The organism is Arthrobacter sp. FW306-06-A (genome assembly GCF_021870055.1).
Taxonomy (GTDB): Bacteria; Actinomycetota; Actinomycetes; order Actinomycetales; family Micrococcaceae; genus Arthrobacter.
Map to the genome: position 1 here is coordinate 4,501,771 of NZ_CP084552.1, position 18,555 is coordinate 4,520,325.

15 protein-coding genes are annotated in these 18,555 nt (G+C 65.1%); 5 read left to right on the forward strand and 10 right to left on the reverse strand.

The genetic code is table 11. The features are described from left to right. Positions 1–4: 4 nt before the first annotated feature. From LFT49_RS21030 to LFT49_RS21065, 10 genes are all read right to left on the reverse strand, one after another. Positions 5–1,258, reverse strand: a complete 1,254-nt coding sequence (locus LFT49_RS21030; RefSeq protein WP_237429315.1) for an MFS transporter — start codon at positions 1,256–1,258, stop codon at positions 5–7. After that, positions 1,255–2,028, reverse strand: a complete 774-nt coding sequence (locus tag LFT49_RS21035) for a DeoR/GlpR family DNA-binding transcription regulator (RefSeq protein ID WP_237429316.1) — start codon at positions 2,026–2,028, stop codon at positions 1,255–1,257. Before LFT49_RS21035 ends, LFT49_RS21030 begins: the two co-directional genes overlap by 4 nt. 119 nt (positions 2,029–2,147) lie before the next feature. Further along, on the reverse strand, positions 2,148–3,830 hold the full coding sequence (locus LFT49_RS21040; RefSeq protein WP_237429317.1) for an ABC-F family ATP-binding cassette domain-containing protein: 1,683 nt from the start codon (positions 3,828–3,830) through the stop codon (positions 2,148–2,150). Positions 3,831–3,855: 25 nt separating this feature from the next. Next, positions 3,856–5,844, reverse strand: coding sequence for a penicillin-binding transpeptidase domain-containing protein (locus LFT49_RS21045; RefSeq protein ID WP_237429318.1), 1,989 nt, complete (start codon positions 5,842–5,844; stop codon positions 3,856–3,858). Positions 5,845–5,930: 86 nt separating this feature from the next. Next, positions 5,931–7,373 (reverse strand): phytoene desaturase family protein, encoded by a 1,443-nt coding sequence (locus tag LFT49_RS21050; protein WP_237429319.1) that lies wholly within the window; start codon positions 7,371–7,373, stop codon positions 5,931–5,933. An 11-nt stretch (positions 7,374–7,384) separates the two neighbouring features. Further along, positions 7,385–8,848: a glycosyltransferase family 87 protein gene (locus tag LFT49_RS21055; protein ID WP_237429320.1), complete on the reverse strand. Its 1,464-nt coding sequence runs from the start codon at positions 8,846–8,848 to the stop codon at positions 7,385–7,387. Between the two features lie 64 nt (positions 8,849–8,912). Next, positions 8,913–9,041 (reverse strand): hypothetical protein, encoded by a 129-nt coding sequence (locus LFT49_RS22645; protein ID WP_272910815.1) that lies wholly within the window; start codon positions 9,039–9,041, stop codon positions 8,913–8,915. A gap of 353 nt (positions 9,042–9,394) precedes the next feature. After that, a complete protein-coding gene (locus LFT49_RS22650; RefSeq protein WP_272912533.1) occupies positions 9,395–9,529 on the reverse strand; it encodes a hypothetical protein in 135 nt (44 codons plus the stop codon). Between the two features lie 156 nt (positions 9,530–9,685). Further along, a complete protein-coding gene (locus LFT49_RS21060) occupies positions 9,686–10,270 on the reverse strand; it encodes a histidine phosphatase family protein (protein WP_236800374.1) in 585 nt (194 codons plus the stop codon). Then, positions 10,267–11,775: a CCA tRNA nucleotidyltransferase gene (locus LFT49_RS21065; protein ID WP_236800375.1), complete on the reverse strand. Its 1,509-nt coding sequence runs from the start codon at positions 11,773–11,775 to the stop codon at positions 10,267–10,269. The genes LFT49_RS21060 and LFT49_RS21065 overlap by 4 nt, the downstream gene beginning before the upstream one ends. A 160-nt stretch (positions 11,776–11,935) precedes the next feature. Here LFT49_RS21065 and LFT49_RS21070 point away from each other — a divergent pair, with 160 nt between their 5' ends. The 5 genes from LFT49_RS21070 to trxA all read left to right on the forward strand — a co-directional run bounded on the left by LFT49_RS21070 (position 11,936) and on the right by trxA (position 18,068). Then, on the forward strand, positions 11,936–12,484 hold the full coding sequence (locus LFT49_RS21070; protein WP_236800376.1) for an NUDIX hydrolase: 549 nt from the start codon (positions 11,936–11,938) through the stop codon (positions 12,482–12,484). A 60-nt stretch (positions 12,485–12,544) separates the two neighbouring features. Then, positions 12,545–14,677: a murein biosynthesis integral membrane protein MurJ gene (murJ, locus tag LFT49_RS21075; RefSeq protein WP_236820892.1), complete on the forward strand. Its 2,133-nt coding sequence runs from the start codon at positions 12,545–12,547 to the stop codon at positions 14,675–14,677. A 163-nt stretch (positions 14,678–14,840) separates the two neighbouring features. Next, positions 14,841–16,526 carry an ABC transporter substrate-binding protein gene (locus LFT49_RS21080; RefSeq protein WP_237429321.1) on the forward strand — a complete coding sequence of 562 codons (1,686 nt, stop codon included), beginning with the start codon at positions 14,841–14,843 and terminating at the stop codon, positions 16,524–16,526. 224 nt (positions 16,527–16,750) lie between these two features. Beyond that, on the forward strand, positions 16,751–17,707 hold the full coding sequence (trxB, locus tag LFT49_RS21085) for a thioredoxin-disulfide reductase (RefSeq protein ID WP_237429322.1): 957 nt from the start codon (positions 16,751–16,753) through the stop codon (positions 17,705–17,707). Between the two features lie 34 nt (positions 17,708–17,741). Beyond that, the gene (gene trxA / locus LFT49_RS21090) at positions 17,742–18,068 is read left to right on the forward strand and encodes a thioredoxin (RefSeq protein ID WP_237429323.1); all 327 of its coding nucleotides are present in this window, start codon (positions 17,742–17,744) and stop codon (positions 18,066–18,068) included. Positions 18,069–18,555 lie beyond the last annotated feature (487 nt).

Here is an 18,555-nt window from a genome sequence, read left to right on the forward strand (position 1 = left end):
AGGGCTACTCGTGCTTGGAGGACTCCTGCACGCTGTCCTGATCGGTGTCCTGCGCGGCGGTCGCCTGCTCCACCTGTAAGGGCCTGGCAGCTCCGGCGAGCAGGAGAGCAACCAGGATGGGGGCCATGATCGCCAGCAGCGCCGTGTGGATCCCCGTCAGGTCCCCCAGATAGCCCAGCAGCGGCGGTCCAGCCAGGAACGAGATATACCCCAAAGTTGATACAACGGAGACGCGGGCGGCTGAGTGTTGCGGGTCGTCGGACGCGGCGGACATTCCCATCGGGAAGGCGAGGGCGGCGCCCACGCCCCACAGCGCGGCACCAATCCCCGCCAGCCAGATGTTGGATGCCAGCACGAAGAGCCCCAGCCCTGCGGCGGCCGCTGCCATGCTGGCGCGCAGCACGGCGACGCGTCCGTACTTGTCAATGACACGGCCACCGAGGAATCGCATAGCGGTCATGGCCAGCACGAACAGGGCGAACATAAGGGCACCGGTGGACTCTGAGGTGGCAAGTCCGTCAACCGATGCCTTGGCAATCCAGTCGTTTCCGGCACCCTCCGTGAGCGTGGCGCCCAGGACCACCACGCCGATCAGCAGTGTCCTGCTGTCCCGCCAGGCGGACTGCCCCTTGGCAGGCTTCGGGGCCCCCTCCACGGTGGCTGTAACCAGGTGGGGGAGGAAATAGCGTGGGACCACCAGGGCCACCACAACCACCACGGCGGCGATCACCAGAAGATGCAGCGGAAGGTCCACGCCCAGGGTGGACAGCCCCGCGCCGACGAGGGCACCTATGAACGCGCCGCCGCTGAAGGCCGCGTGGAACTGCGGCATGATGGTCCGGCGGAGCTTGTGCTCCACGTCGGCCCCTTCAATATTCTGCGCCACGTCCCACAGCCCAATGCCGATGCCGAAGAAGAACAGGGACACCGCCGTTCCGGGAATGGAAACAGCCGAAAGCGACATCGCGATACCCACGCCTGCCGCCGCGGCCAGCAGGCCGGCAAAACGCACGGTGTTGGCCGTACCGATCCTGCCCACCACCAGTCCCGCGGTGGGCAGCGCAAGCAGCGAGCCGATGGCCGTGCACAGCAGCAGGGTGCCCATTTGGCCGGATGTGATCTGCAGCGTCTGGGTGACTGCGGGAATCCTGGCTGCCCAACTGGCAAAGACAAGCCCGTTGATGCCGAAGACCACAAACGTGGCCGCGGCGGCGGCTTTCAATCCTGCGTGCTCTTCCATGCCGGTGCTGGTGCTCATACGCTCACTACTTCCACAGAGTATTTTTCGAGTTCGGCCTTATCCTGCGCACTGAACTGCCTGTCCGTGACGATGATGTCCACGCGGTCCAGCCCGGCCACGAGCACCCGTGCGTGGGCCTGCCACTTTGCCGCTGAGGCGGCTACCACCACCCGTGCAGCTGATTCCAGGCCTGCTTTCTTGACTGCTGCATCTTCCAGGTCGTGGGCCAGCAGGCCGTCGTTGGGATGCACTGCGCAGGGGGTAACCACGGCGGTATCAAAGCGGAGGGACCGGATATTGGACTCGGCCAGGGGTCCACGGAAACAAAGTTCTCCGGGCACCACGCTCCCGCCCGGCAGCAACAGTGCAGGCCGGGAGCCTGCACTTCCCTCACCCGCAGTTGCCGCATTGAGGGCCTGCAGGGACATGGGCATCAGGGTCAGCGCCCTGCCTGACACGGCCCGCGCCACCTCCGTCGCCGTGCTTCCGCTGTCCAGCCAGACGTGTTCCCGTTCGGCCAGCAGGCCTGCCACCGCAGCCCCTATACGGGTCTTGGCATCCCGGTCCTCCAGCTCACGCTGCCCGTAGCCGGGATTTTGCCCCTGCCCGATCAGGCTCCTGGCACCGCCGTGGAACCTGCGGAGGACGCCGTGGCCTGAGAGGATCTCAAGGTCGCGCCGGATGGTGGCGCCCGAGGCACCGCACGCCTGCATCAGCTGTTCGACGCTCGCTTCCGACTGCTGCCGAAGGATTTCGGCAATTGTGCGGTGCCGTTCATCGGTCTTCATGAGCAAATGCTAACAGTCTCTGATCACTTGATCACTGCAAAAGAGCAACTCTCGAGTTGCTCTATCAGTTGCGGCTGCCAAACCGCGGGTGGAACAGCGATATCTGATGGAGCAACCTCTCAGCGGACGCGGTCCACCCTTTGCTCATCCCACACGGGCTCGGCGGACTCGTAGACTTTTCCGTCGGATCCGAAAACCAGGAACCGGTCGAAGGTCCGGGCGAACCAGCGGTCGTGGGTGACAGCCAGGACGGTCCCCTCGAAGTGGTCAATGGCGCGTTCCAGGGCCTCGGCCGAATGCAGGTCCAGGTTGTCCGTGGGCTCGTCCAGCAGGAGCAGGGTGGCACCGCTGAGCTGCAGGAGCAGGATCTGGAACCGTGCCTGCTGGCCGCCGGAGAGGGACTCGTACTTCTGCTCCGACTGCCCCGCCAGGCCGTAGCCGTCCAGCGCGCCGGCGGCGGCCTCACGGCCCAGCCCGGAACGGTGCTCGTCGCCGCGGTGCAGGATCTCCAGCAGAGTCTTCCCCAGCAGGTCGGGCCGGACGTGCGTCTGTGCAAAGAAGCCGGGCCGGATACGCGCACCCAGCTTCACCGTCCCTTCATGCGGCACCTCAGCGATCTGCACATCGGAAACCGGCAGGTGCTCCCGTTCGGGGTCAGTGCCACCGGTGGCCAGCAGCCGCAGGAAGTGGGACTTGCCGGAACCGTTGGAGCCCAGGACGCCCACGCGGTCACCGAACCATACTTCAGTGGAAAACGGCTTCATGAGGCCGGTCAGCTCCAGCCGCTCCGCCACGATGGCGCGCTTGGCGGTCCGCCCGCCCTTGAGCCGCATCTGGACGTTCTGCTCGATGGGCAGCGCCTCCGGCGGCCCAATTTCGAGGAACTTCGCCAGCCGCGTTTGGGCAGCGTGGTAGCGGTTGGCCATGTCGGAACGGAACGCGGCCTTGTTCTTGTACATGTTGACGAGCTCCTTGAGCTTGATGTGCTCCTCGTCCCAGCGTTTGCGCAGTTCCTCGAAGCGCGCGTTCCGGTCTGCGCGTGCCTCAACATAGGAGCCGAAGCCGCCGCCGTGGATCCAGGCCGCAGCCCCGTTGATGCCCGGCTCCAAGGTCACGATGCGTCCAGCAGCGTTATTCAACAGTTCGCGGTCGTGGCTGATGAAGAAGACCGTCTTCCTGGACTCGTTCAGTTTTTCCTCGAGCCAGCGCTTCCCGGGGACGTCCAGGTAGTTGTCCGGCTCGTCCAGGAGCAGGAGATCGTCCGGGCCGGCAAACAGCGCCTCCAGTACCAGCCGTTTCTGCTCACCACCGGAAAGGGTCGACGCCGGACGGTGCTGCGCGCGGTCAAAGGGCAGTCCCAGCGCGGCCATACAGACCTCGTCCCAGACAGTTTCGACGTCGTAGCCGCCCGCGTCCCCCCAGTCCACGATGGCCTGGGCGTACCGCATCTGGGTGGGTTCGTCGTCGTGCTCCATCATGGCCAGCTCCGCCTCATCAACCTCGCGCGCAGCCGCCGCCAGCGCCGGGGGAGCGGCGGAGACCAGGAGGTCCCGGACCGTGGAACCGTCCCGCACCTGGCCCACGAACTGTCGCATGATGCCCATGGTCCCGGAACGGCCCACCACGCCCTCGTCCGGAACCAGGTCTCCCGCGATGATTCGGAACAGCGTGGTCTTGCCGGTGCCGTTGGGCCCGATCAGGGCGGTCTTGGTGCCGTCCGGGACCTTGAAGGTGACCCCGTTCAGGAGCTGGGTGCCGTCGGAGAGGAAGTAGTCGATGCCGGAAACGTCAATATGGGCCACACCGTCAATCCTCCCACGCCGCTCCCTAGCCGGCGGCGGTGAGGAACTGCTTCAGCAGCGGGCCAGAGGTGGTGGCACCCAGGCCGCCGTCCTCCACGAAGACGGCCACTGCCAGGTCGCCATGCACGGCCACGATCCACGCGTGGGTCTTCGGCGGGTTCTCGGTGCCGAATTCGGCGGTTCCCGTCTTGGCCCCCACCGGGGCACCGGGGACGCTGGAGAGGAATCCTGCGTGTCCGGAGGTGACGACGGCGCGCATCATGTCTGCGAGCGATGCCGCCTCCGCTGCGGTGATGGGCTTGTCAGAGGCCGTGGACGGCGCCTCGGCCGTGGCTGTGGCCGTCGGTTCTGCTGCGGGGGCGGTGGACCCTGCTGTCGTTCCGGCGGCGGGAGCACCGGCGTCGGCGTTGAGGACCAGCTGCGCCGAGACCGGGGCGCCCTTGGCGACGGACCCGGCCATGATTGCCGCCGCCAGCGGGGACAGCAGCACCTTTCCCTGTCCGATCATGGAGGCCGCGTGCTCGGTGCCCTGGGCCTGGCCGGGTACGGAACCCAGGAAGGCTTCAGCACCAAGCTTCGGCGCTTCCACCGCGACACCCATGGACGTGGCGGCGGCTTCAAGCTGGCCCTGTGACACCGAGTCCCGCTGCGAGATGAAGGCCGTGTTGCAGGAGTGTGCAAAGGCGTCCCGCAGCGTTACCGCGCCCAGGGAGGTCTCGGGGTAGCCCTCGGAGTTCTTGAACGTGCGGCCGTCCACCGTAAGGGTGGGAGTGCACTGGACGGTGGAATCGGGCGTCATCCCATTGCGGAACATGGCGAGCGAGTCCACCATTTTGAAAATGGAGCCGGGCGCGTACTGTCCCAGCATGGCGGTGTTGTAGCCGTTGCTGCCGGGTCCGGATGCAGCTGCCAGGACTGCGCCGGTGGAGGGACGCAGGGCAACGATCGCCGACGCCGGTTTCACGCCCTCCAGGGTGCTTTCCGCCAGGGTCTGCAGCCGCGGATCGAGGGTGGTTTTCAGCGGGGTTCCGGGCTTGGGGTCCACTTGGAAGAGGACGCGGCGGGGGTCGGTGCCGGCGGACTGGATTTGTTCGCGGGTCAGGTCGGCCCGCTGTGCACGGATGACGACAGCGTCCGAGCCGCGGAGCTGTTCATCGTACTGCTGCTGGAGACCGCCGACGCCGGTCACGTCACCTGCCACAAGGGCACCGTTGGATGCCTCGATCTGCTCTGCGGATGCTTCACCCACCGACCCAAGAACGGCACGGGCGAACGTCCGGCTCGGCGCCAGCGGAATCGACGCCGGTATCCCCCGGGCACCCGGAATGGCCTGGATCTGCTGGTCGGAGATGGTCCGGCCTTCTTCCCGCAGGGTGATCGCGGAAACGAAGGCCTGTTCACCGGCAGCCTTGACCTGCTGTACATAGGCGGCAGGATCCACTCCCACCAGTGCGGCCAGCTTGCCGGCGGAATCGGCCGGGTCCGCGCCACCGAGCTGGGGCTTGTCGATCCCCACGTTCACCACGGGACGGTAGGTGACCAGCGGGACGTCCCCGGCACCAAGGATGTCCGCGCGTTTGGGCGACTGTGAGCCCTTGGTCACGATCTCGCTGTCCGCCAGGCCGGGTGCCAGCATGGCCGGGTCCCAGACAGTGAGCCACTTGTCGCCGGACTTCTTGAAGTTTGCCGCGATGGTGTACTTCCACTCGGCGTCGCCAAACTTCCACGTGTAATTCAGTGGGGCGGATGCTTTGTCGCCGTCGAGCGTAAGCCCGCCTGCCTGGACCTGCGGCTTTTGCGGATCCAGGGCCGCGAAGACCTGGTGGAGCTGGTCGTTGGCTGCCGCAGCATCCTTGCCCTCAAAGGCCACAGATCCCACATCCAGCGCCGAGACCGCGCCGGCCAGTTGTTGCGCGGCGGCTTCCGCCCCGGACTTCCCGTCGTCGCAGGCCACCAGCGAGGTTCCGAGAATGAGCGCAGCTACGGCAAGCGAAAGTTTTGTTGATTTCCCCATCGCGCCATTATCCCCCGGGCCGGCCGCCTGCTGCGCAACTGTGTAAGCAGCGGACGGCCCAACCAAGCGCCGGCCATGCCTGGAACCTAGGCGATGCCAAGGTCAGGGACCGGCAGCTTGAAGACATCATTGAGGGCCTGCCTTGCCGCATGCATGCCCGGCATGCCTGTCACCCCCGGCCCCGGTGGGGTTGACGACGAGCAGAGGTAGACGCCCAGCAGCGGCGTCCGCCACGGGACGGGGGATATCACAGGCTTCTGGATAAGCCCCCGGACATCCATGACGCCGGCACTGAAGTCGCCCCCGATGTAGTTGCGGTTGTACTCGGCCAGCTCCGCAGCGGTGATGACATGTGATTCCACCACCAGGTCGCGGAAGCCCGGAGCGAACCGTTCCAGCTGGGCCACAATTTGGTTGGTCATGTCCTTTGTGGAGCCCGAGGGAACATGGCAGTAGGTCCAGAGGATGTGCCTGCCTGCGGGCGCCCGGCTCGGGTCGAAACGGGACGGTTGGGCCACGAGCACGTAGGGCCGTTCAGGGTGGCGTCCGGCGCTGACCTCATTTTCTGAACGCGCCAGTTCGGCCCGTGTGCCGCCCACGTGGACGGTACCGGATTCGGAAAGTCCTTCGGCCTGCCATGGCACCGGCCCGGACAGGATGAAATCCACCTTGCAGGAGCCGTTGCCGTAGCGGAAGCGGTCCAGTGCCCGCCGGTAGTGGCCCGGAAGTGATTCCCCTGAAATGTCCAGGAGACCGCGCGGCGCCACGTCCAGCAGGGTGGCCCGGGCCGCCGGAAGCTGCTCCAGCCGGTCTATCGGTGTTCCGGTGTGAATCACGCCGCCATGGGCGCGGATGTCATCAGCCAGTGCTGCCGCGATTGATGCCGAGCCGCCACGGGGGATGGGCCATCCGCCCGCATGCCCCAGGGCGCCCAGCATGAGCCCGGCCCCGGACGCGGCCAGGGACGGCAGGTGTGAGATGGCGTGGGCCGCCACCCCGCTGAGCAGGGCCGGGGCAAGTTCTTCCCTGAACCGGAGGTTCCACAGGCCGGTTCCCTGTTCCAGGGTCCGCAGCCCGTAGATGCCGGCCACGAGCGGGTTCCGGGGGATCCGGAGGATCTGGTTCTGGGTGAAGTCCATGACGTCAGCGACATGGCGGACCAGCGGTTCCATCAGCCGCCGGTACGCCGGGCCGTCCTGCCCCAGGGCTTCCGCGGTCTTGTCCAGGGACTTGTAGGCCAATGCAGCACGGCCACCCTCCAGCGGGGACCCGAAGGACACGTCCGGGGTTATCAGGTCAACCCTCCGGGACAGCTCGAAGGCGCGGAAAAAGGGGGATGCAACGGCCATGGGATGCACCGCGGAGCAGACGTCATGGAGGTGGCCGGGCTGCATCAACTCGGTGGTCCGCGTGCCGCCGCCGATCGTCGATGCTGCCTCGAAGACCTCCACCGACAGCCCGGCACGTGCCATGACCGCTGCCGCCGAGAGCCCATTGGGCCCGGAACCTACTACCGCAACATCAACCATGGGACCTTCTTTCAAAGTGAGGGTGAAGCTTTGGAAGGGAGGGCCGAAGCGGCGCGCCGCCGGATGCGCCAGCGGAACCGGTCCGGTGCGTCCGCGAAGGGCCCGCCGTGCGGGTCATCGAGGTGGTGCCTTCGGATGGGGTCGTATGCGGGGTTGTAGATGTCCCAGGTGACGCGCGCCATGAGGTACGCCACCGCGGCCATGTGCACGGCAACGGCGAGGACGTAGTACGGCATGTCCAGGTTGTGTTGCGAGGAACCTGCGCTGGTCACCTGTCCAAGGTACATCCAGATCGCGGCCCAATGCAGGGCTTCGATGCCCTGCCACATCAGGAAGTCGCGCCAGCGCGGCCGGGCCAGGGCCAGGAGCGGGATCAACCACACCACGTATTGCGGCGAATAGACCTTGCTGGTGAGGATGAAGGCCCCGACGATCAGGAATGCCAGCTGGGCCAGGCGGGGACGGCGGGGCGCGGTCAGGGCGACGGCGGCAATCCCGGCACAGGCCAGCACGAAGAACCCGGCAGACAGGATGCTGACGCCTTCGGCGCCCAGCCCGGACCAGCCCAGCCTGCCCGCCACCAGGTTGTAGGCGAACCATGCCGAGCTGTAGCCGGCGCCCCGGTCGGCACTGTACTGGAAGAAATAGGCCCAGCCGGAAGGGTTCATCAGCGCGAACGGCAGATTAACCAGCACCCACGTGGCCGCTGCACTGGCGCCGGTTACCAGCAACGGTCGCCACCTGCCCGACCGGACGGCGAGCAGCAGGATGGCTCCGAGTACCAGCACCGGATACAGCTTGGTGGCGGTGGCCAGCCCGATCAGCACCCCTGCAAGGACAAGCCGCTTCCGGGCAAAGAGGTACATGCCCATGGCAAGCAGGCAGGCGGCCCAAAGATCCCAGTTGATGGTGCCGGCCAGCACGATCCCCGGGGCCACGGCCACCATGGCCGCGTCCCAGGGCCGCCTGCCTGGCATGCGGGCAACCACCACCACGGTGACCATGGCCACTGCCGCCAGCAGCACGGCGTTGATGTCGAAGTAGGCAAGGGCCATGGTTTTGGGGTCTCCGCCCGGCACCAACCAGGCCGTAACCCCTGCGATGAGTCCTATGAGCACCGGGTATTCGAACTGGCTGCCGCTGCCCAGGATGGGGAACATCCCCGCTGCCATGCCGCGGTTCCGGAACAGCTCCGGGAAGTCCGAGTAGCAGGTGGCGTAGAACTGTGTGGGCGTCTCCCAGCCGTTGGCCCTGCAGTATCCCTTCAGCAGGATTCCCACCAAGGCTGCCAGCGCCGTGAGGACAATCAGCACCCGTTCAACGGTGAAGATGCCGGGGGAGACCACACCGGGCGCTGTCCTGGTCCCCAGCGGGCCACCGAGCACCTCCGTGAAATTCCGCAACACGTCATCACTGCGGCTGGGCACCACGATGCGGGGCCGTCGTTCATCCTCCGGCGGCTGGGTCTCGTGCATGGCATCGAGCTTACCGCCGGCCCCGTCCCAGGAGATCAGTGTCCGGCAGGATCGGGGCCGGCCGTCAGCGCAGGCCGCCCAGCTGCTGGTGCATGAGCACGAAAACATCGTTCCGGTGCTGCTCCAGCAGGGCGCTGTTGAAGGAACTGCGGCGCTGCAGGGGGCGGGACAGGAGTCCCATGATCATTCGCATCAAGGGAACCACCTCCTTTCGTTGATCATTAGGTGCAAAAGGGCACGGCGAATTAGCGCTGTTTTTGTGCGCGGGAAAGTGCAGTAAAAAGGGTGCATAAATTCCACCAGGGAATTAATCGGAATCGCACAAGAAAGCGCAATTCCAGGGGTGCCTGACTATGGCGAAGCTGAAGTGAGACCACAAAGCCGGATGCAAAATTCTCCGAGCAGGGACTATTCGAAGAAAGAGCGGGGGCTATGCCAAAAGCTTTTCCGGGAAGTCAGCGAAGAAGCGCAGCATTCCGGGCAGGCCGAGAGCCAGGGCCGAAGCCTTGGAAGGAGTCCTGGCGGGTGAGCGGATGCAGGTGCCGGTTAGCGGCGCCGCAGCAAGCCCGCGAGGGCGGCTGGGCGGCGGGAACCGGAGTAGACCGGAGCTATGCGTGCGTCATCAGCAAAGGCCGGGAACGCATTGATGGGGGCATTCCATTCGCCAGTCAAAGTCATCATTATCCCAACCTCCTTTTCTGCTGTCCGCTGCGTGGGTTGCGTTGCGGTCTGGGACCCGGGCAGATCACCGTGGGGTCAGGAATAAAGTTACCCCAGGAATCAGCGAAAGGCCAGCAATTCCCGTAAAAAGGTAAGAAGTTTATTCAAAAAGAAGATTTAGAGGCCCCAGCGCACAATAGCGGGCGTCTTTTTATCCCATCCCAGGGTGCAGACCTTGGCGGTGCCCAGGACAAAGTGCCGGCCTTCCGTGGGTGGCAATTCCAGCCAACGGGCGGTGAGGATCCGGGAGAAATGGCCGTGTGCCACGATCAGCACGTTGTCCATCCCGGATTCCAGGATCCGTCCAATGATCTTGTCCGCCCGCGCGGCCACCTCGTCCAGCGTTTCACCGTTGGGCACGCCGTGTGTCCAGATCAGGTAATCGGGGTTGTCCTTGCGGATCAGGTCCGAGCTGATGCCCTCGTAGTCGCCGTAGTTCCATTCCACGGCGAGCGGCTCGTGCCGGGCGTCAGGGAATCCGGCCAGTTCGGCCGTCCGCCGTGCGCGCCGCAGCGGAGAGGTGAGCACCAGGTCGAAGTCGACGCCGTCCAGCACCTTGCGGGCCTCCACGGCCTGCTGCTCGCCTTCCACTGTCAGGGGAAGGTCGGTCAGGCCCGTGTACTGCCCGCTCTTTGACCATTCGGTCTCACCGTGGCGAAGGATCCAGAGCTGGGGGCGCGGGGCAAAGGCGGAATTAGTCACTTGGGCTCCTCAACGGGTGAACGTTCGACGACGGCGGAAGAGGCTTCTGCCCCCGGTCCGGCAGGTGCAGATTCAGGCTGTTCGGCCCACCAGCGGAGCAGGCGCGCCTCCGCTTCCTCGGTGGGCAGCGGTCCGTGTTCCATCCGCTCGTTGAGGAGGAACTTGTAGGCGCGGCCCACCACGGGGCCCGGCTTGAGCCCCAGCAGCGCCATGATCGCGGCTCCGTCCAGGTCTGGGCGCACCGCATCCAGGGACTCCTGTTCGCGGAGTGCGGCGATCCGTTCTTCCAGATCGTCGTAGGCAAAGGACAGCCGGTCGGCCTTGCGCTGGTTGCGGGTGGTGACGTCGGAGCGGGTCAGCCGGTGCAGCCGCTCCAGCAGCGGACCGGCATCGGTCACGTAGCGCCGGACGGCCGAGTCGCTCCAGCCGGCGTCGCCGTAGCCATAGAAGCGCATGTGAAGTTCCACCAGCCGTGCCACGGCCTTGGTGGTGTCATTGTCGAACCGCAGCGCCTTCATCCTCTTGGTGGTGAGCTTGGCACCCACCATGTCGTGGTGGCGGAAGCTCACCGCTCCGCCCGGTTCGAAGCGTCGCGTAGCCGGCTTGCCGACGTCGTGCATTAATGCAGCAAAGCGCAGCACGAAGTCCGGCCCGGGCACGGGGCCCTCCGCATCGGTTTCAAGCCGGGCCGCCTGCTCCAGGACCTGGAGGGAATGCTGGTAGACGTCCTTGTGCCGGTGGTGCTCGTCGGATTCGAGGCGGAGGGCGGAAACCTCCGGCAACACGTGCTCGGCCAACCCGGTGTCCACCAGCAGGTCGATGCCTGTCCGCGGCCGCGCCCCACACACCATCTTGACCAGCTCGTCGCGCACCCGTTCGGCGGAAATGATCTTGATCCGGTCCGCCATGTTGGCCATGGCCTCACGGACGTCGTCCCGGACGGAGACCCCCAGCTGCGCGGCGAACCGGGCGGCCCGCATCATCCGCAGAGGGTCATCGGAGAAGGACGCCTCCGGAGAACCGGGCGTGGCCAGCAGGGAAGCGTGCAGGTCGCGTACGCCACCGAAGGGATCCACCAATTCCATGGAAGGCAGCTTCAGCGCCATGGCATTGATGGTGAAGTCGCGGCGCAGCAGATCATCCGTCAGGGAGGAACCGAACGCCACCACGGGCTTGCGGGACTCGGGATCGTAGGCCTCCGCACGATAGGTGGTGATCTCGATCTGGAAACCGGCCTTGCGCATGCCGATGGTGCCGAAGGCCTTGCCGATCTCCCAGAAATTGTCAGCCCATTTCTTGATCAGGGCTACGGTCTGGTCGGGTGTGGCGTCGGTGGTGAAGTCCAGGTCGGGGGAGGTCCGGCCAAGGAACAGATCACGCACGGGACCACCCACAAGGGACAACTCGTGGCCGGCGTCCACGAAGCGCTGCCCGAGCTCCAGGACCACCGGATCCACCTTGAAGTCGACGGTGTGGGTATCAATCTTGTGATGTGCGTGCGACATAGTTCCTTAAGCTTGGCAGAAACCAGCGCGGCGGCAGTCCAAAAAAGCGTCACGATCCGCGCTGATTCGCCTTCCCCGCCAAAAAGTACGTCATATCCCGTCCATCTTCGTGTCATGTTCCGGTCATCACAGGAGGGCAACAGTCGTTAGAGTGGACTCCATGGCCCATCCAGTACCGAGCGCTCCAGGCAGGAGGACAAACGCACCGTTGCCGTCGGCAATCGGGGCGCACGTTGCCCCTGCCCAGCAATCGGCGCCGGCGTCCTTGCCCACGGTGGAGGAAGTCTCCGCCGGCGGCGTCGTGGTGGACACGTCCGACGCCGAACTGAGGGTGGCGATCATCGCCCGCCTTAACCGGGGTGGCCGGCTCGAGTGGTGCCTGCCCAAGGGCCATCCGGAGGGCAAGGAAAACAACGAAGAGGCCGCGGTCCGGGAAATTGCCGAGGAAACCGGCATCGAGGGCATCATCCTGGCCCCCCTGGGCAGCATCGACTATTGGTTCACCGTCAGCGGACACCGGGTGCACAAGACCGTGCACCACTACCTCCTGCGCGCCACCGGCGGCGAGCTCACCATCGAGAACGATCCGGACCAGGAAGCCGTGGACGTCGCCTGGGTGCCCATCCAGGAACTGGCCCGGAAGCTGTCCTTTCCCAACGAACGCCGCATCGCCGACCTCGCCCGCGAAGTCCTGCCGGGACACCTCTAAGCCCGGACGCCGCCGTCGTCATTGCGGTGTTAAGTGCCTGCGGGTGAGACGATGAAGTCGATGTCAGCTACCAACTTTCCTTCCGACCGGTCCGGCCGGCCCGATGATTCGGCACCCGACGGCGTGCCCCCCGAGCCAGCTGCGCCGGACATCGACCAGCCCGCAGCAGCGGGAGCCAGCGAGACGCGTTCCAGCGCCATCATGGCTGCGGGCACGCTGGTGTCGCGTTTCCTGGGCTTCGGCAAGACCTGGATGCTGGGAACAGCCCTGGGCCTTGGCTCAACGGTCAATGACACGTTCATCAACGCCAACAACCTGCCCAACCTGATTTTCCTGCTGGTGGCCGGCGGCGTGTTCAATGCGGTGCTGGTTCCGCAGATCATCAAGGCGAGCAAGGCTCCGGACAGGGGAGCGGATTACATCAGCCGGCTGCTGACGCTGGCTGTCCTGCTCCTGTTCGGCCTGACGGCACTGGTCACCCTGGCGGCCCCGGGGGTCATTGAGCTGACCACCCAGGGCTACTCGCCGCAGCAGAAGGCACTGGCGGTCGCGTTCGCCTTCTGGTGCCTGCCGCAGATCTTCTTTTATGGCCTCTACGCCCTGCTCACCCAGGTCCTGAACGCCAATGGCGCGTTCGGACCTGCCATGTGGGCGCCTATCCTGAACAACCTGGTGTCGATCGCAGGGTTGGGCATGTTCATTTGGATCTTCGGCACGAACAAGGTCAGCCCCCACACCCTGGACAACTGGGGGCCCACCCAGACGCTCCTGGTGGCCGGGTTCTCCACTATCGGCGTGCTGTCCCAGACCGCCATCCTGCTGGTTCCAGTTTTCCGGTTGAAGCTGGGTCTCCGTCCCCGGTTCGGGTGGCGGGGCGTGGGACTGGGCCACGCTGCCCGGCTGAGCGTCTGGACCCTCCTGACGGCCGCCGTCGGGCAGCTCGCCTTCCTGTACGTCATGCGCATCGCCACCATCCCCGGCGCCGAACGCATCCGGCTGCAGGAGGCGGGGGACCCGTCCGCCTCCACCCTTCCCGGCAATGCCGTGCTCGAGGTTGCCAGCCAGCTGTACCTGCTGCCGCACTCAATCATCGCGCTGTCCCTGGCCACTGTCCTCTTTAACCGGATGACCAGGGCGTCGCAGGACGGCAACCGCGCGGAACTGCGCGACGCCCTCTCGCACGGCCTGCGGACTATGGCCGTGGCCACTGTTTTCGGTGCCCTGGCACTGTTCGCCCTGGCCGGTCCGCTGGGCATGTTTTTCTCCGGCGGCCTGCGCCAGGACGGCGTCATGCTGGCCCAGACGCTCACCATCCTGGCCCTCAGCACGCCGTTCATGAGCGCCAACTTCATGATGTCCCGCGTCTTCTACGCCAACGAGGACGCCCGCACGCCTTTCTACGTGCAGCTGCTTCTCGCAGTCGTGTACGTGGCCGGTGCGTTCGTCATCCAGTTCCTGCCGGTGGGACAGATCATCTATGCCATTGCCGTCCTGTACATGGTGGGCAACATCCTCTCGGTGGTCATCAGCGCGTTCTTCCTGCGGCGCATGCTGGGCAGCCTCGACGGGCCGCGGATTGCCAACTCGTACATCCGGATGGGGTACGCAGCCCTGGGTTCGGCCATTGCCGGCGCCGGCGCCCTGTGGCTGATGGGCAGCTACAACCCGGACGGTTTCGCGTGGAGCGGGCGCCTCCAAGCGCTGGTGACGGTAGCCATCGCAGGGCCGGTCATGCTGGCCGTCTACTTCCTGCTGCTGCGGCTGTTCCGCGTCTCGGAGCTGAGCGACATGCTCCGGCCCCTGCTGGGACGGCTTGGCCGCGGCGGCCAGGCCCCTGCGCCGGAAGCCGGGGACGCGCCGTCGTCCGCTCCTGCCGAAGGTTCCTCCGGGCACCGTCCTGAACGGGCCACCACCTCCGTGGACACCGGCCTCATCCCCCGGATTTCCGGCGAGTTCGATGCCGTCTCCTTCCGTGCGGGCCCCGATCCGGAGCGGGGTTCCCGCCGCCAGGAAACGTACGACGGCGGCAGCCAGCAAGGTGCCGAGGGCGGCTACCTGCCGGTCGAGGACCAGCCAAGCACGGCTCGGGGCGGCCTGCTCAGCGAACGGATCCCGCTCCCCGGCCGCCGGACCTACCAGGGGAAAGCCGGCGAAAACCCGTATTTCAGCAGCCGGCGCAAGCGCAAAAAGTAACGCGAATGTGCCCCGGAGCCCGTCTTCTCCGCGGCCGTCCGGGGCAGATCAGCTAGGATCGAACAGGTACAGGGGTAGTTGCATTCAGGGTTGGCCGTGCGCGGCGCCTGAACGGCGGTTGCGTCATAGAGGCCGGCAATCCCGGACAGTCTAGGAGGAACACGTGTCCAACCCGATCGATGTCGGATCAGTACTGGGCGGCCGCTACAAGGTCACCGCCACAGTGTTGGCCTCGCATGACCACGATCTGGTGCTGGACGGTGTGGACCAGGTCCTCAACCGCCCGGTCAGCATCCTGGTTGCCGGACCGGAAAACACCGAACAGGTTGCCCAGAGCGCCCGCGAAGTGGCCACCGGCGAACGCCCTGGCACCGTGCAGGTCCTGGACCTTGGCGTGACCGAGGACACCACCTACCTCATCACCAACCACACGTCCGCTGCCGACCTGCTGGATCTGGTGGTTACCTCGAATCCGCCCTACGTTGAGCCCTTCTTTACGGACACCCTGGGCAGTGAAATCTTTGGCCAGCCCCGGTCCCACGAGCCTGAGCCGTACGACGAGGAAGACCACGTCGAGGCCGGGTACATCAATTACGCCGATTCGCACCCCAGCCAGGTTGATCCCTACCGTTCCGGTCCCGCTGTACCGCCCCGGCCTTCCGTTCGCCCCGCAGCACAGCAACCTGGTCCGCAGCAGGCTGGCTCTCAGCAGCCTGCCTCTCAGCCGCCTGCCTCGAACGGCCACCGCGGTGCCGGAGCTGCTGCGGGTGCAGCCGCCGGTGTTGCTGGTGCTGCCGCTGCTTCCGGTGCCGCAGCATCAAAGACGGGGTTGGGAGCCTCCCGGGTCGACCCGGATGCCACCGCCGCCCAGCCGGTAACCAATCGTGCTCCTTCTCCGTCTGAACGTGCTGGTTCCGCGGAGACAGACACGGGCCCGAACGATACGGCGGCCGTCGGCAGCACCCAGGCCCACCCTGCCGCGGAGCAGCGCAAGCCAAAGGTTTCCCTGTGGTCCGACGACGACTACACACACGCGGGGGACCAGGACCGCTACGAGGACACCGACGAAGCACAGCAGGAGCCGCGGCCGGTCAAGAGCAAATCTGCCCTGTTCGCCCGCGCGGCAGCACCCGCTTCCGCGGGAGTCTCCTTCGCTGACCGGGACGACTACGACGATGACCGGGATGAATCCCAGAACCAGCCCCGTTCCATGCGTTGGCTGGTTGGGGGTTTGCTGGCCGTGGTTCTGATTGCTGGCCTGATTTTTGCCGTCACCAACCTGGGCAGCCTATTCACCTCCGAACCACAGGCCCAGCCAACGGCCGCACCGGCAGCGAGCACCACTGCACCGCAGGCATCCGCGCCGGCAACGCAGGCAGCTCCCTCAAAACCACCGGTAGTTCCGCCGGCCATCGAGAGTGTCAGCAGGCAGGGTAACTTCGACTTTGCCGCCACTTTCGACCGCGACTTGATCAAGGCGTACGACGGCAACGCCGCAAGCTACTGGTCCGACATGGAGTTCGCCACGGAGAACTGGGGCGGCCTGGCCCCGCAGGGTGTTCCCCTCGTGGTGAAGCTGAAGAGCCAGTCCACTGTCTCCTCCATCACGCTCTCCCAGCTTGGGGGATCGGGCGGCAACATCAGCGTGTACACCAATGACCAGCCCACCACGGACGGTGCCAAGCTGGTTGGGACCAACAGCTTCACGTCCACGGACCTGAACATGCCCCTCCCGGAGCCCGTGCAGGCACAGTATGTCATTGTGTCCATCAACTCACTGCCCAAGCTCGCGGCACCCAAGACCCGTTACGGCTACGGCCTCCGGCTGGCTGAGATCAAGGTCCAGTAGGGCGGGAGCCTGGGCGGCTTTACGACTCCGCATGTTGCTGCCGGGCGCGAACCAGCCTGGCTGGGAATGTAGTCTGGAAAGTGCGCCCTGACTGCAACTATCTCTCATGCTGTCGGGGGTTTGCCTTGCCCAGGCGCTGGAATATTCAGCACGCGGACGCAGTTGTGCCATGTGGCCGGCCTCCACAGGGAGGCGAGTCGAACAAGGAAGAGGTTCACGGTCCAGTGACCATCGAAGAGAAGACGGCGTCGGATGTTCGCGACGTCATCATTGTGGGCTCGGGCCCGGCGGGCTATACGGCGGCCGTCTATACCGCCAGGGCGGACCTCAAGCCACTGTTGTTGGCCGGGTCGGTTACTGCCGGCGGCGAGCTAATGAACACCACGGACGTGGAGAACTATCCTGGTTTCCCAGAGGGAATCATGGGCCCGGACCTGATGGAGAACTTCGAGAAGCAGGCCGCCCGCTTTGGGACGGAGATCCAGTTTGAGGATGTAACCGCGCTGGAGCTGGAGGGGCCGGTCAAGACGGTCACCATCGCCACGGGGGAGACCTTCAAGGCGAAGGCCGTCATCCTCTCCACCGGCTCTGCATACCGGGAGCTGGGACTGCCCAATGAGAAGCGGCTGTCCGGTCATGGTGTTAGCTGGTGTGCAACCTGTGACGGTTTCTTTTTCAAGAATCAGGACATCGCTGTCATCGGCGGTGGTGACTCCGCCATGGAAGAAGCCCTCTTCCTTACGAAGTTTGCGAAATCGGTCACGGTTGTCCACCGTCGCGACACCCTCAAGGCTTCCAAAATCATGGCTGACCGAGCCTTGGCCCACGAAAAGATCAGTTTCATCTGGAACAGCACTGTTGCTGACGTGCTGGGAACCGACAAGGTCACCGGTCTTCGGTTGAAGAATTTGCTGGACGGCACGGAGTCGGAGCTTGCCGTTACAGGTGTCTTCGTGGCGATCGGCAACGACCCGCGAACTGACCTGGTCAAGAACGTCCTCGACCTGACCGCGGAAGGGACCATTGCAGTAGAGGGTCGAAGCTCCAAGACAAGCCTTCCCGGCGTATTTGCTGCCGGCGACGTTGTGGATCCCACCTACCGCCAAGCGATTACCGCTTCTGGTTCCGGATGTGTCGCAGCAATCGACGTCGAACACTACCTGGCAGACCTGCCGGTTTGATCCGCGCACTGTTATCCGAAGAGAAAGATAGGTTATGAGCAACGCTAAAGATGTAACTGACGCAAGTTTCGGCACTGACGTTTTGTCGGCCGAGAAGCCGGTAATCGTGGATTTCTGGGCGGAATGGTGCGGCCCCTGCCGCAAGCTGGGCCCCATTCTGGATGAGATTTCCGTCGAGTACGGTGAAAAGGTGGACGTCGTCAAGGTAAACGTTGACGACAACCCCGCGATCGCTGCGGAGTACGGAATCACCTCCATTCCTGCCGTTTACCTCTTCCAGGGTGGCCAGGTGAAGAGCACCGTCATCGGAGCAAAGCCGAAGCAGTTTTTCGAGAAGGAATTTGCTAACGTCCTGTCCTAGGCTAGAGCGCCCATGGTGAACAGGGGTTTCCAGTAGGAGTGGCCATCGCCGGGAGGCGGTGGCCACTCTTTTATGTGCAGGGCGTTCGGTGCCTGTTTGGGTTCTATTTGTACGGGGTCGAGTACCCTCCTCATACGCTGCGGTGCCGCTGCCAGCGGCGGTAGCTACCAGGGGTGCCTGTTTCACGTGAAACATGCCTCCTTGCCCCTGGCTGATGTGCACCGTTGGTTGCAAGGGTGAGTGCTAGTGGGATGCGCCCTCTGAATTGAACGACCCGGGCCTACGACATCGACATGACCGTCATGTTCCTGTGGTTTTAGGGACCCCATCTACACGACAAACCAAAATCCAGGTCGAGTCGGGTATATGCGCCTCGTGAACGTACTGAAGCCATCGCATCAACTGTAAGTAGCTCGCTTCGATTGCGCACCGTCCCGCCTGCCGCGGTCACCCGATGTTTCACGTGAAACCAAGTGCCTAGCCACAG

Bases quoted from the DNA above. Each gene is read 5' to 3' on its own strand.
- murJ (WP_236820892.1), top strand. From the start codon at position 12,545: ATGTCAGCTACCAACTTTCCTTCCGACCGGTCCGGCCGGCCCGATGAT.
- LFT49_RS21065 (WP_236800375.1), bottom strand. From the start codon at position 11,775: ATGTCGCACGCACATCACAAGATTGATACCCACACCGTCGACTTCAAG.
- LFT49_RS21035 (WP_237429316.1), bottom strand. From the start codon at position 2,028: ATGAAGACCGATGAACGGCACCGCACAATTGCCGAAATCCTTCGGCAG.
- LFT49_RS21045 (WP_237429318.1), bottom strand. From the start codon at position 5,844: ATGGGGAAATCAACAAAACTTTCGCTTGCCGTAGCTGCGCTCATTCTC.
- LFT49_RS21030 (WP_237429315.1), bottom strand. From the start codon at position 1,258: ATGAGCACCAGCACCGGCATGGAAGAGCACGCAGGATTGAAAGCCGCC.
- LFT49_RS21050 (WP_237429319.1), bottom strand. From the start codon at position 7,373: ATGGTTGATGTTGCGGTAGTAGGTTCCGGGCCCAATGGGCTCTCGGCG.
- LFT49_RS22650 (WP_272912533.1), bottom strand. From the start codon at position 9,529: ATGATGACTTTGACTGGCGAATGGAATGCCCCCATCAATGCGTTCCCG.
- trxA (WP_237429323.1), top strand. From the start codon at position 17,742: ATGAGCAACGCTAAAGATGTAACTGACGCAAGTTTCGGCACTGACGTT.
- LFT49_RS21070 (WP_236800376.1), top strand. From the start codon at position 11,936: ATGGCCCATCCAGTACCGAGCGCTCCAGGCAGGAGGACAAACGCACCG.
- LFT49_RS21055 (WP_237429320.1), bottom strand. From the start codon at position 8,848: ATGCACGAGACCCAGCCGCCGGAGGATGAACGACGGCCCCGCATCGTG.
- LFT49_RS22645 (WP_272910815.1), bottom strand. From the start codon at position 9,041: ATGCGAATGATCATGGGACTCCTGTCCCGCCCCCTGCAGCGCCGCAGT.